The 12,873-nt window shown below is 73.9% G+C and carries 12 protein-coding genes; 4 read left to right on the forward strand and 8 right to left on the reverse strand.

What is annotated here, in order from left to right:
- Window positions 1-140: 140 nt before the first annotated feature.
- Window positions 141-410: a MoaD/ThiS family protein gene (locus HF519_RS26770; protein ID WP_169415763.1), complete on the forward strand. Its 270-nt coding sequence runs from the start codon at window positions 141-143 to the stop codon at window positions 408-410.
- 346 nt (window positions 411-756) lie between these two features.
- Here the strand turns inward: HF519_RS26770 and HF519_RS26775 are convergent, their stop codons facing one another.
- The 3 genes from HF519_RS26775 to HF519_RS26785 all read right to left on the reverse strand — a co-directional run bounded on the left by HF519_RS26775 (window position 757) and on the right by HF519_RS26785 (window position 3,367).
- Window positions 757-1,641 (reverse strand): polysaccharide deacetylase family protein, encoded by an 885-nt coding sequence (locus HF519_RS26775; RefSeq protein WP_169415764.1) that lies wholly within the window; start codon window positions 1,639-1,641, stop codon window positions 757-759.
- Between the two features lie 130 nt (window positions 1,642-1,771).
- Entirely contained in the window at window positions 1,772-2,794 is a 1,023-nt protein-coding gene (locus HF519_RS26780; RefSeq protein WP_169415765.1) for a P1 family peptidase, read from the reverse strand.
- A gap of 27 nt (window positions 2,795-2,821) precedes the next feature.
- Window positions 2,822-3,367, reverse strand: coding sequence for a hypothetical protein (locus HF519_RS26785; protein WP_169415766.1), 546 nt, complete (start codon window positions 3,365-3,367; stop codon window positions 2,822-2,824).
- Between the two features lie 114 nt (window positions 3,368-3,481).
- Between HF519_RS26785 and HF519_RS26790 the strand changes: the two genes are divergently transcribed.
- The 3 genes from HF519_RS26790 to HF519_RS26800 all read left to right on the forward strand — a co-directional run bounded on the left by HF519_RS26790 (window position 3,482) and on the right by HF519_RS26800 (window position 6,231).
- Complete coding sequence (locus HF519_RS26790; protein WP_169415773.1) at window positions 3,482-4,165, forward strand: response regulator transcription factor; 684 nt, start codon at window positions 3,482-3,484, stop codon at window positions 4,163-4,165.
- 5 nt (window positions 4,166-4,170) lie between these two features.
- Window positions 4,171-5,484 (forward strand): sensor histidine kinase, encoded by a 1,314-nt coding sequence (locus HF519_RS26795; RefSeq protein ID WP_169415767.1) that lies wholly within the window; start codon window positions 4,171-4,173, stop codon window positions 5,482-5,484.
- A gap of 90 nt (window positions 5,485-5,574) precedes the next feature.
- A complete protein-coding gene (locus HF519_RS26800; protein ID WP_169415768.1) occupies window positions 5,575-6,231 on the forward strand; it encodes a PepSY domain-containing protein in 657 nt (218 codons plus the stop codon).
- Window positions 6,232-6,307: 76 nt separating this feature from the next.
- Here the strand turns inward: HF519_RS26800 and HF519_RS26805 are convergent, their stop codons facing one another.
- The 5 genes from HF519_RS26805 to mftF all read right to left on the reverse strand — a co-directional run bounded on the left by HF519_RS26805 (window position 6,308) and on the right by mftF (window position 12,841).
- Window positions 6,308-6,985: an SRPBCC family protein gene (locus tag HF519_RS26805; RefSeq protein WP_169415769.1), complete on the reverse strand. Its 678-nt coding sequence runs from the start codon at window positions 6,983-6,985 to the stop codon at window positions 6,308-6,310.
- 110 nt (window positions 6,986-7,095) lie between these two features.
- Window positions 7,096-7,947, reverse strand: a complete 852-nt coding sequence (locus HF519_RS26810; RefSeq protein WP_169415770.1) for an FAD binding domain-containing protein — start codon at window positions 7,945-7,947, stop codon at window positions 7,096-7,098.
- Window positions 7,944-10,424, reverse strand: a complete 2,481-nt coding sequence (locus HF519_RS26815) for a xanthine dehydrogenase family protein molybdopterin-binding subunit (RefSeq protein ID WP_169415771.1) — start codon at window positions 10,422-10,424, stop codon at window positions 7,944-7,946. The genes HF519_RS26810 and HF519_RS26815 overlap by 4 nt, the downstream gene beginning before the upstream one ends.
- Window positions 10,425-10,940: a (2Fe-2S)-binding protein gene (locus HF519_RS26820; protein ID WP_169415772.1), complete on the reverse strand. Its 516-nt coding sequence runs from the start codon at window positions 10,938-10,940 to the stop codon at window positions 10,425-10,427.
- Window positions 10,941-11,230: 290 nt separating this feature from the next.
- On the reverse strand, window positions 11,231-12,841 hold the full coding sequence (mftF, locus tag HF519_RS26825) for a mycofactocin biosynthesis glycosyltransferase MftF (protein WP_312860371.1): 1,611 nt from the start codon (window positions 12,839-12,841) through the stop codon (window positions 11,231-11,233).
- Window positions 12,842-12,873: the final 32 nt, after the last annotated feature.

Below are 12,873 nucleotides of genomic sequence, written 5' to 3' on the forward strand. Positions count from 1 at the left end.
CGGCGCCTCCGACACCGAGATCGCCGACACCTGGCGCGACGCCATGTGGGCCAAGCTGCCCGGCCACGGCATCAACGACCCCGGCTTCCTGCAGCCGGACCGGCCGATGAGCGCCATCGGCGGCTGAGAAGGATGACGGCATGAACGTTTCCACCACGACCACCGTGACGGTCCGGTACTTCGCGGCGGCCCGCGCGGCCGCCGGCGTCGACACCGAGACGGTCGAGGTCGGCGCCGGCGCCACCGTCGCCGACCTGCTCGCAGTCGTCCGGGACCGGCACGGCGACCGGCTCGCCCAGGTCCTGGACCGGTGCAGTTACCTGCTCGACGAGGTCGCGGTACGCGACCAGGGCGTGCAGCCCGCCGACGGCGCGACGCTCGACGTGCTGCCGCCGTTCGCCGGCGGCTGAGCGTCCGGGCCCGCGCCCCACAGCGCACCCGCGAGGGCGTGTACCAGCGTCCGCGCCGCCTCGATCGACTCCGGGCGGGTCCCCGCCGCGGCCGCGACCAGGCCCGTCAGAGCCTCGGGCGTGTCCACCCCGGCATACGGCACGAGCGCGGTGACCAGCGCGTCGAGGGTGCGGCAGACCGTCGTGCGACCCGAGCGTGTCGCGACCGTCCAGCCGCCCGGCACCGCCCGCACGGTCACCCCGCGGGTGGCGGCCGTCGCCGTACGGGCGACGGCGGCGCGCCGGTGCGGCCCGGCCACGAGCGGCCCGGCCGGATCCGGCGGCGCACCGCCGCAGGCCCCGCACATCAGCCGGTGGTGCGCGGGCGGCGCTTGAGGAAGTCCTGGGCGATCTCGTCGAACGTCGACCAGCGCACGCCCTCGTGGCCCGAGATGTGCTCGATCAGCCGCTCCAGCATGAGCAGCACCTGCGGGCGGCCCGAGACGTCGGGGTGGATCGTGAAGGTGAACACCGCGTAGTCGGACTCGCGGTGGATCCAGTCGAACTGGTCACGCCACATCTGCTCGATGTGCCGCGGGTTGACGAAGCCGTGGCTGTTCGGGCTGGCCTTGATGAACATCATCGGTGGCAGGTCGTCGAGGTACCAGCTCGCGGGGATCTCGACGAGGTCGGTCTCCTGCCCGCGCACGAGCGGCTTCATCCACTCGCGGGCCGGCTTGTCGTAGTCGATCTTCGTCCAGGTGTCGCCGACGCGCACGTAGTACGGCTCGAAGTCGCGGTGCATGAGCGAGTGGTCGTAGGTGATGCCGCGCTCGATCAGCAGCTCGTTGGTGACCCGGGAGAACTCCCACCACGGCGCGACGTAGCCGGTGGGGCGCTTCCCCGCCCGCTTCGTGATGAGTTCGATGCAGTGGTCGAGGACGTCGGCCTCCTGCTCCCGGCTCATCGCGATCGGGTTCTCGTGGCTGTAGCCGTGCACGCCGATCTCGTGCCCGGCCGCGACGATCTCGTCGAACTGCTCGGGGAAGGTCTCGACGGAGTGGCCGGGCCAGAACCAGGTCGACGGCAGGTCGTAGCGCGCGAACAACCTGTTGATGCGCGGCACGCCGACCTCCCCGGCGAACATGCCGCGCGAGATGTCGCCCGGCGAGTCCTCGCCGCCGTAGGAGCCGAGCCAGCCGCCGACGGCATCGACGTCGACGCCGAACGCAACGAAGATCTCCTTGGCCACCGTGTGTCCTCTCCTCGGGTTCGAGCGGTCCACCGCGCCCCGGGCTGCATCCGGTGGCGGGTGGATCGCGGGGCGACGACCACCGTGCCAGAGCAGGCGCCGTCCGGCTGGGCGGAGGAGTCCGGCGCCGCTACACGCCGGCCAGCTCCCGATAGCCGTGCCACTCCCCGGCCGGGGTCCGCACCGTCACCGCCGCCAGCAGCGCGTGCGCCACGGCCCGGCTGACCACGTCGGCCGCAGCGGCCTGCAGTTCGTAGAGCGTGGCGGCATCGGGCGCCGGCCGATCGGCCGTCGACAACCCGAACACCGTATCGCCGTCCATGGCCGTGTGCACCGGGGACAGGGCCCGCGCCAGTCCGTCGTGCCCCATGCCGGCCAACCGTGCGCAGCCGGCCTTGTCCAGCGTCAGATCGGTGGCCACCACGCCGAGGGTGGTGGCCGTTCCCGCCCGCAGCCGGCGGCGGGCGGCCGCCGTCTCGCGCAGGGTTGCGAGAGCGGCCGGCCCGGGTGCCACGCCGGGCATCTCACCCGCCAGCCCGTACCGCGCGCCGTACAGCTCCCCCGTCGCCGGGTCGACGGCCGATCCGGCCGCGTTGACCACGACCAGCGCCGCGACCGTCGCACCGTCGTCGAGCACCGCGCTGGCCGTGCCGACCCCGCCCTTGAGCCCGCCGGCCACCGCCCCCGTCCCCGCCCCGACCACGCCCTGCGCGACCGGCCCGGCGGCGGCGTCGTCGTAGGCCGCGGCGCCGAGTTCGGCGTCCGGGCGGGCCAGGAAGTCCCCGCCCCGACCGAGATCGAAGATCACCGCAGCGGGCACGATGGGGACCACCTCGCCGGGAGCTGTCCCGACGGGGAAACCGATCCCCGCTTCCTCGAGCCGCTGCATGACGCCGTCGGCCGCCGCCAGCCCGTACGCACTCCCGCCACTGAGGACGACCGCATGGACACGCTGGACGCTGTTGCGGGGGTCGAGCAGGTCGGTCTCCCGGGTACCCGGCGCGGCCCCGCGCACGTCGACCCCGCCGACGGCTCCGGCCCCCGGCGCCAGCACGACGGTGGTCCCGCTGAGCGCCCCGGGACCGCTCAGCGCGGCGTGCCCGACCCGCAGGCCGGGGACGTCGGTCAGGGAGTTGTCGGGTCCGGGGCGCATGACGCCATCCTCACGCCCCCGGCGCGATCAGTCTCCGTCGACCCTCAGCTCACCGGTCGGCCGCCCGTCCTGGCAGCCCAGCCGTACCTCGACCCGGCCGGTGTCGGACTCGAACCGCACCCGGGGACGGTCCCCGCCCTCGTGCTCGTCGCGCGCCCCGTACCCCTGGGCCGGGTTCACCGCGACGACCGAGGGCACGCCGTTCACGCAGCGCGCCAGAACGGTGCCGGCCGGCCCGGCGGGTACCACCCCGGTGGTCCCGGATGCGGTGGTCCCGGATGCGGTCGTCCCGGAGGTGGTGGCCGCAGACGTAGCCGGGGTCACCGGTTCCGGGGGCCGGGCGCTGCCGGGCAGCACGGTCCCGGCGGTGGGCGCCGCGGCCAGCCGGGCGTCGATCTCGGCCTGGCTGAGCGGGCGCTGCGCGGAACCGACGATCCCGCTGCCGATCGCGCCGACCGCCGTCATCCCCACGAGGGTCGCTCCGACGACGGCCAGCGTCCACAGCACCAGCAGCGTCGCCCCGCGCCCGCGACCCGGGCGGCGGGCCGGGCGGTCGGGCTCCGGGCGGCTCATGCCCACAGGATGCCGTCTCGGTGGGTTAAGGCGGGCCTAAAGCGGTCCTAGCGTCACCTCCATGTGACCACGGCAGGCGTGCCGGAGGTGTCCGGGATGTCCTACCGTGCGCGGGTGGCCCAGGTGCTCCTCGTCGAGGACGATCCGGCGATCCGCGGCGCGCTGATCCGCGGGCTGACCGAGCGCGGGCACGCCGTCGATTCCGCGCCGACGGCCCTGGCCGGCCTCGAGACCGCGATCGGACGGCAACCGGACCTGGTCGTGCTCGACCTCGGCCTGCCGGACATGGACGGCGCGATGATGCTGAAGATGCTGCGCGGGGCGAGCCGGGTGCCGGTGATCGTGGCAACGGCCCGTGACGACGAGGCCGAGATCGTCGCGGTACTCGACGCGGGCGCCGACGACTACCTGGTCAAGCCGTTCAGCGCCGCGCAGCTCGACGCCCGGATCCGGGCCGTGCTGCGCCGCGGCGGCGAGCCCCTCACCGACCCGACGGTCGTGGTCGGCGGGCTGCGGGTGGACCCCCGCTCCCGGCAGGCCAGCCTCGACGGCGTGGAGCTCGACCTCACGCCCCGGGAGTTCGAGCTGCTGCACTACCTGGCGGCCCGGGCCGGTGAGGTGATCAGCAAGCGGGAGCTGCTCACGGAGGTCTGGCACCTGCCCTACGGCGGTGCGGACAAGACGGTCGACGTGCACCTGTCCTGGCTGCGTCGCAAGCTCGGCGAGACGGCACAGCAGGCCCGCTACCTGCACTCGGTCCGCGGGGTCGGCGTGCGCATCAGCGCGCCGAAGGACTGAGCGGGGTGCGCCGCCGCGTGTTGCTCCTCGTCGGGGCGACGACCTCGCTGGTCCTCATCGCGTTCCTGGTGCCGCTCGCGTTGCTGCTGCGCACGGTCGCCGCCGACCGCGCGGTCCAGAACGCGACGGTCGAGGCCCAGGCGCTCAGCTCGCTCGTGGCGACCACCGACCGCGCCGCACTCGCGCTGAGCGTGGCCCAGGTGGACGCCACCTCTCCCTACCACCTCACGCTGTTCCTCGCCGACGGGACCCGGCTGGGTGCCCCCGCGGAACGCTCCCCCCTGGTCGAGCTCGGCGCCCGGGGCACCAGCGCGTCGACGGAGACGGCGAGCGGCCGGGAGATCGTGTTCGCCGTCCGCGACCCGTCCGGCGGCGGGGGCGTGCTCCGCGCGTTCGTCCCGGCCGCCGAGCTCACGGGCGGCGTCACCCGGGCCTGGCTGCTGCTCGCTGCGCTCGGCATCGGCCTGCTGCTGGTCAGCCTCGCCGTGGCCGACCGGATGGCCCGATCCCTGGTCCGGTCGACCATCGACCTGGCCGCCGTGTCGCACCGGCTGGGCCGCGGCGAGCTGGAGGCCCGGGCCGACCCGACGGCGCCCGATGAGCTCGGCGTCGTCGCCGGGGCGCTCAACGGGCTGGCCACCCGGATCACCGAGCTGCTCCGCGAGGAGCGCGAGAACGTCGCAGACCTCGCCCACCGGGTCCGGACCCCCCTGACCGCGTTGCGCCTGGAGGCCGAGTCGCTGGCCGATCCGCGCGACGCGGCGCGCATCGGGGCCGGGGTGGACGGGGTGCAGCGCGCGGTCACCACCGCCATCGAGCAGGCCCGCCGGCGCGGGGTCGAGCCCGGTACGGCCCGGGACGGCAGCGACGCAGCCGCGGTGGTCGGGGAGCGGGTCGCGTTCTGGTCGGTGCTGGCCGAGGACACCGAGCGGGAGGCGACCGTCGACATCGCGGCGGGGCCGCTGCCCGTCGCACCGGCCCGCGCGGACCTCGAGGCGTGCATCGACGCGCTGCTCGGCAACGTCTTCGCCCACACCCCGGACGGCACGCCCTTCAGCGTGCGGCTGACGCCGCGGGTGGGCGGCGGGGCGACCCTGACGGTGGCCGACGCCGGCCCCGGCCTGCCGGCAGGCTCCGCGGCGCTGCGGCGCGGGGTCAGCGGGGCGGGATCCACCGGGCTCGGTCTCGACATCGCCCGGCGCAGCGCCGAGCAGGCGGGCGGGGAGCTGCGTCTGGGCCCGTCCGAGCGCGGCGGGCTGTGCGTCGTCGTCGAACTCGGGCCGCCGGGCGCGCAGCCCCGACCCGGGTCGGCGCCTTAACCCCGCCTTAGGATCGACGCAGCGCGACCATAGATCGCCGACCGGCACCGTTGTCCTCGTTCCCGACACCGGACGCGAAGGACAACGATCATGGCCACCCGCCGACTCCTCACCATCGCCGCCGCCGGAATGCTCACCGTGCTCGTCTTCGGCGGTACGGCCGTGGCCGTCGCCGGCGGCGCCGACGACGTCAGCAACCCGCTGCCCCGCTTCGACGCCCCCTCGGTCAGCGCCGGCGCGACGACGAGCGAGACCACCCCGGTCGCGGTGGCGCCCGCTCCGGCCCTCGACCGCGCCGCAGCCGAGCAGATCGCGCTGGACCGGGTGGGCGGTGGGGCCGTCACCCGCACCGAGCACGAGATCGAGCACGGCCGGCCCGAGTGGAAGGTCCGCATCGTGAACGGTGGCGTCGAGCACGACGTGCGCGTCGACGCCGGCACCGGCACCGTCACCCGGATCGACAGCGACGACCGGGCGCGCAGCGCGGTCGCGCCTCGCGGCACCGTGGTCGACGACCGCGGACGCGGCAGCGACGACCGGCCGGGCGACGACCGCGGCCGGGGCAGCGACGACCGGCCGGGCGACGACCGCGGGCGCGGCAGCGACGACCGCGGTTACGACGACCGCGGCGGCGACCGCCCGCGGGGCAACGACGACCGCGGGTCCGACGACCGGGGCTCCGACGACCGGGGACGCGGATCGGACGACCGCGGGTCCGACGACCGGGGACGGGGCGGCGACGACTGAGGCGATGACCGACCCGCGACGACGAGGGGCCGGTGACCCGTCCGGGTCACCGGCCCCTCATGGCGTTGTCAGGCGATCAGTTCGACCGGCCGCGGCGGATCAGGAAGATGATCAGCAGCAGGAGCGCGCCGCCGAGCACCGGGGCGAGCCGCTTGACGACCGGCGCACCGGCGGTGTCGAGCAGGTCGATCGCGTCGACCTCGCTGCGCAGCGGCCCGGAGGGCGCGGCCGCGACGGGCTGCTGCGCGGTCGTGGCCGCGCCGTTGGCGCTGGCAGCGGCCGCGGGAGCCGGCTCCTCGGCCTTGTCCTTGTTGGCGAGCTTGTCGGCGAGGCACGACGCGAACTGGCCGATGATCTTGTCGCTGACGTCGGAGATGACGCCGCGACCGAACTGAGCAGGGCGGCCGGTGATCGTCATGTCGGTCACCATGGTGACCTCGGTCTTGTCCGGGCCGTCGGCCTTCATCGAGCCGGTGACCTTGGCGTTGGCGGTGCCGTTGCCCCGGGAGTCACGCCCGGACGCGTCGATGATCACCTTGTGGGCCGCGTCGTCGCGCTCGACGTAGGTGCCCTTGCCCTTGTAGGTCAGCGAGATCGGGCCCAGCTTGACCTTGACGGTGCCGGTGAACGAGTCGTTCTCGTAGGACTCGAGGGTTGCGCCGGGGAAGCACGGCGCGACCGTCTCCGGGTTGTTGAGGGCCGCCCAGGCCTCCTCGATCGGCGCCGCGATCGTGAACTTGTTCTCCAACTGCATTGTCTTGCCTCCTCGTCGGGGCCGCACCCCGCCGTGAGGCGGAAGTGGGCGCAGAGCCGATGGACGTCTGCCCGAAGCCGGGCAGACGTCCATCGCGTGGATCCTCGACGTCACCCGGCGGCGGCGAGCACCGCCCGGCCCGTGAGCACCCTGGCCAGGTGCTCACGGTAGTCGGCCGCGGCGTCGGCGTCACTCGGGGCTGCCGTACCCTCCGTCGCCCGCTCGGCGGCGGCGCGGACGGCGTCCGCGGTCGCCGGCTGGCCCACCAGCGCCTGCTCGACACCGGTCGCGCGAATCGGCGTGGTGCCCATGTTGGTCAGCCCGACCCGGGCCTCCGAGATCGTCCCGCCGTCGACCTTGAGCGCAGCCGCCACGGCGACCATCGACCAGGCCTGGGCGGTCCGGTTGAACTTCTCGTAGTGGCTCTTCCAGCCGGTGTAGCGCGGGAACCGGATCTCGGTGAGGATCTCGCCCTCGCCGATCGCCGTGGTGAAGTAGTCCACGAAGAACTCCGCCGCGCTCACGGTCCGGCGACCCGAGGACCCGGCGATGACGAACTCGGCGTCCAGCGCCAGGGCCGGCGCGCCGAGGTCACCCGCGGGATCGGCGTGCGCGAGGGCGCCACCGAGGGTGCCGCGATGGCGGACCTGCGGGTCGGCGACGGTCTCGGTCGCCTGGCCCAGCAGGGCCACGTGCTGCTTGACGAGGTCGTCGCGCATCACGTCGTGGTGCGGGGTCATCGCGCCGATCGCGATCCGGTCACCGTCCTCGCGGACACCCCGCAGTTCCGGGATGCCGCCGAGATCGATGATCACCGACGGCGCCGCGAGCCGCAGCCGGAGCACCGGCAGCAGGCTCTGGCCGCCGGCGAGGATCTTGGCGTCCTCCCCGCCCTGGCGCAGGGCCTCCACGGCGTCCTCGACGGAGGACGGCCGCACGTAGTCGAACTTGGCCGGGATCACTGGACCTCCCCCTGCGGGTTGTTCGGGTCGATGGAGCCCAGACCGGCACCCGGCGAGTGGGTGTCGACCGGGGTCTCCTGGGTGGAGCGGCCCTGGGCCTCCTGGATGGCGCGCCACACCCGCTGCGGGGTGGTCGGCATCTCGACCTCGTTGACGCCGAGGTGGCGCAGCGCGTCGATGACGCCGTTGACGATCGCCGGGGTCGAGGCGATGGTGCCCGCCTCGCCGACGCCCTTGACGCCCAGCGGGTTCGAGGTCGCCGGGTTGCTCGACACGCCGGTGGTGAAGCTCGGCAGGTCGGCGGCCGACGGGAGGGTGTAGTCGACGAACGTGCCGTTGACCAGGGTCCCCGACTCGTCGTAGTTGGCCTCCTCGAACAGGGCCTGCGCGATGCCCTGGGCCAGGCCACCGTGCACCTGACCCTCGACGATCAGCGGGTTGACCACGGTGCCGACGTCGTCGACGCACACGTAGTGGCGCAGCTTGACCCGGCCGGTCTCGGTGTCGACCTCGATGGCCGCGAGGTGCGTGCCGTGCGGGAAGGAGAAGTTCTCCGGGTCGAACACGGCGTCGGAGTCCAGGGAGGGCTCCATGTCCTCCGGGTAGTCGTGCGCCATGAACGCGGCGAACGCCAGTTCCTGGATGGCCTTGCCCTTGTCGGTGCCCTTGACCGAGAAGAAGCCGTTGGAGAACTCGATGTCGTCCTCGTTCGCCTCCAGCAGGTGCGCGGCGAGCTTCTTGGCCTTGGCGACGACCTTCTCCGCGGCCTTGACGATCGCGATGCCGCCGACGACCAGCGACCGGGACCCGTAGGTGTCCAGGCCCTTCGGCGAGATCTGGGTGTCGCCGTGCAGGACCTCGACGTCCTCGAACGGCACCCCCAGCTGGTCGGCGACGATCTGGCTGAACGCCGTCTCGTGCCCCTGGCCGTGGCCCGAGGCACCCGTGATGACCTCGACCTTGCCGGTGGCCAGCATCCGGATGCTGGCTGCCTCCCAGCCGCCGGCGCCGTAGGACAGCGAGCCGAGCACCCGGGACGGGGCGAGGCCGCACATCTCGGTGAACGTCGAGATGCCGATGCCGAGCTGGACCGGGTCGTTGTTGCGGCGCCGCTCCTCCTGCTCGCGGCGCAGGCCGGCGTAGTCGAACAGCTCGGTGGCCTTGGCCGTCGCGGCCTCGTAGTTGCCCGTGTCGTAGGTGAGCCCGCACACCGTGGTGAACGGGAACTCCTCGTGGGAGATCCAGTTCTGCTCGCGCAGCTCCAGCGGGTCGCGCCCGAGCTCGTTGGCGAGCTCGTCCATGATCCGCTCGATGGCGAACGTGGCCTCCGGCCGCCCGGCGCCCCGGTAGGCGTCGGTGATCGTCTTCGTGGTGAAGACGTTGCGGCAGGTGAACCGGTAGGCCGGGATCTTGTAGATCGAGTTGAACATGAACGCGCCGAGGATCGGCACGCCCGGGCCGACCAGGCCGAGGTAGGCCCCCATGTCCGCCAGCAGCGAGACGTCCAGGCCGGTGACCGTGCCGTCCTTCTTGGCGGTGATCGTGATGTCCTGGATCTGGTCGCGGCCGTGGTGCGCGGCCAGCAGGGACTCCGACCGGGTCTCGGTCCACTTGACCGGCTTGCCCAGCTTCTGCGCGACGAGCACGCAGAGCATCTCCTCGGGCACGACGCCGATCTTGCCGCCGAAGCCGCCGCCCACGTCGGGGGCGATGACCCGCAGCTTGGACTCCGGGATGCCGGTGGTCACCGTGGTCATGGTGCGCAGGATGTGCGGCACCTGCGTCGACGACCACATGGTGATCTGCTCACCGGTCGGGTCGACGACGACGGAACGCGGCTCCATGAACGCCGGGATCAGGCGCTGCTGGCGGAACCGGCGCCGGACGACGATCTGGTCCGGATCGGCCTCGGCGGCGGCGATGGCGTCGGCGACGCTGTTGCCCGTGCCGGCCTCGGCGGAGTCGAAGACCCAGGTGGCGCTGACGTTGGTGCCCAGGTCCGGGTGCACCAGGTTCGCGCCGTCGGCGGCCGCGGCCTCCATGTCCAGGACCGGGTCGAGCGGGTCGTAGTCGACCTCGACCAGGTCGGCGGCGTCCTTGGCCTCCGCGGCGGTGCGGGCCACGACGACGGCGACGCCCTCACCCGCGAAGTGCACGGTGTTGACGGCGAGCAGCGGGCGCTGCGGCGCCTTCTGGTCCGGGGTGACCGGCCAGGCACAGGGCAGGCCGATACCCTCGGCCCCGAGGTCGGCGGCGGTGTAGACGCCGAACACGCCGGGTGCCGATCTCGCGGCCTCGGCGTTGATGTTCGTGATCGTGGCGTGCGCCAGCGGCGAGCGGACCACGGCGAGGTACAGGGTGCCGCTGGGCGTGATCGAGTCGGTGTACCGGGTGCGCCCGGTGATCAGACGCGCGTCCTCCTTGCGGGTGCGCGCGTTGCCGATCTCGTGCGTGGTGGGGTCGGCGGTCGTCGTCATCTAGTTGCCTCCTCCGGCGACCGGCGCCGGGGCCTGCTCGGCGGCAGCGCCGGGCCTCATCTTCTGGGCCGCGCTCTGCACCGCCCGCACGATGTTCTGATAGCCCGTGCAACGACAGAGGTTGCCCTCGATGCCCTCGCGAACCTCCTGCTCGTCGGGGTCAGGGTTGTCCCCGAGCAGGTCGATCGCGGCCATGATCATGCCGGGCGTGCAGTATCCGCACTGCAGGCCGTGGCACTCGTTGAAGGCCTCCTGCATCGGGTGCAGCTTGCCGTCGCGGGCCAGGCCCTCGATGGTCGTGACCTCGCCGCCGTCGGCCTGGACCGCCAGCACCGAACAGGACTTCACGCTCTGACCGTTCAGATGCACCGTGCACGCACCGCAGTTGCTGGTGTCGCAACCGACGAGGGTCCCGGTCTTGCCCAGGCGTTCTCTCAGATACTGGACCAACAACGTGCGGGGCTCGACGTCGTCGGCGTAGTTCACGCCGTCGACGGTGACCCGGACCTCTGCCATGAGTCTCACTCCTCAACCGCGACCACGACGTCGGGTCGCGCAGGACTTTCGGGAACCAACCGGGCGTGACGGGCCACGGCCGGTACCGCGCACGACGTTGTGGCGGCGAGCACATCACACCGCTGATCATCGGGCCGTGCAAGGTCGCTCCGGGACGCGCGGTCACCGCCGCGGACACGGCATTCGCGAAACGTCCCGCAAACAGATCGTCGAATCCGCAGAAACGGGCTGAGTTGCCTGGAAACCCTGCAAACGCGGTTCGACCACGCTCAGCAGACCACCCATTCAGACTAGCCCTGACGGACGGCCCGGCCCGTATCCCGCGGTGAGGAACCCGGCCGGGTGGGCCGTAGCGGAGCGGTCGTCCGGCTCCGGACCGCACCCCACCACAGGCCCGCGCCGTAGGCCAGATCGTCGAGCCGGTGCGCGAGCACATAGCCCGCCGGGCCCGGGCGGGCCGCCGGGTCGAGGTCGCGGTGCGCCCACCAGTCCCACACGCCCTCGGCGACGGCGGCCGCCAGCACCGCGCGCCGGAAGCGGGCGGAGAACAGGCAGCCGAGCAGCACCGGCGGCCAGTAGTGCCGGGTGAGCGCCGACGCCGACTGCCCTATCGCGCCGGCCAGGCCGAGCCCGGTGAGCTGCGCGGCGCAGACCCGGGGACGGCGCAACCGGCCGAGCTTGCGGGACAACCGCTCCGTCGCGACGGCTCCGATCACCGCGGCCACGGCGGTCGCGGGGCGCCGCTGCACCAGCAACAGCGCACAGACAGCGGCCGACCACGGCGGCAGCACCATGGGTGGGACGGCGCCGACGTGGCGCTGCGCGAGCGGGGCGGCACCGGTGCCGTAGTAGGCCTTGCGCAGCCACCATGCGCCGAACGCGGAGCGGTGGTCGTGCGCGACCCGGGCCGCGGGCTCGTAGCGCAGCCGCCAACCGGCGGCGTGCAGCCGCAGGACCAGGTCGACGTCCTCGGCCACCTGCATCGCCTCGTCGAACCCGGCCCCGGCGGCGCGGCGCCGCACCAGCATGGCCGCGCTCGGCACGTACGCCACCCGCGACCGCGGGACGACGAGCGCCGGATCCGGGCCCAGGTCGAGCGAGGAACGCACCGCCTCGTAGCGGGCGATCCAGCCCCGGACCGGCGGCAGCGCGACGATCCGCGGCGCCGCCAGCCCGACCGCCGGATCGACGAAACAGGCCAGCAGCGGCTCCAGCCAGCCCGGCTGCGGCACGACGTCGGAGTCGAGGAACGCCACCAGGTCCGTCGTGGCCGCCGCGAGGCCCGCGTTGCGGGCGGCGGCCGGGCCGCGGGACCGCTCGTGCCGCAGGACCCGGGCCCCCGCCCGCTGCGCCGCCCGCGCCAGCGCCGCCGCATCCGCAGAACCGTCGTCGACCACGACGAGCCCGCCCAGCCCGGACGGGAGCGCCGCGAGCAGGCGCGTGAGCGCGGGGACCCGGTCCTTGACCGGGATGACGACGGTGACGTCGGCCGGGGCCGGGCCGCCCGGCGCGCCGCCGGCGTCAGCGGCAGGCCGGCCGCCGGCGGACTGGGCGCCGCCGGCGGACTGGGCGCCGCCGGCTTGGTGGGCGCCGCCGGGTTGGTGGGCGCCGCCGGGTTGGACGAGCCCGGCGGGGTGGGCGAGCCCGGCGTCGAGCAGCCTGCGGGCGAGCGCCGCCGACGTCGGGTCCGCGACGGTCAACGGGCTGCCACCGGCGAGCAGCGCGCGGGCAGCCGGGCCGAGGTGCATCAGCCGCGGCGGCGCCCCACCGAGCAGCGCGGCGTCGCCGTCGAACCACCGGACCCGGCGGTCCAGGGCCACCCGGAAGCCACGGGGCAAGCGGGTCGCCGCGGGCCCGGTCGGCGCCTCGTTCACGGCCGGTCCCGCCACACTGCTCGTCACCGCCCGATCCTGACACGCGCCCCGACGAGCCG

Origin of the sequence: Pseudonocardia bannensis (genome assembly GCF_012911875.1) — a bacterium.
GTDB classification, from domain to species: domain Bacteria; phylum Actinomycetota; class Actinomycetes; order Mycobacteriales; family Pseudonocardiaceae; genus Pseudonocardia; species Pseudonocardia bannensis.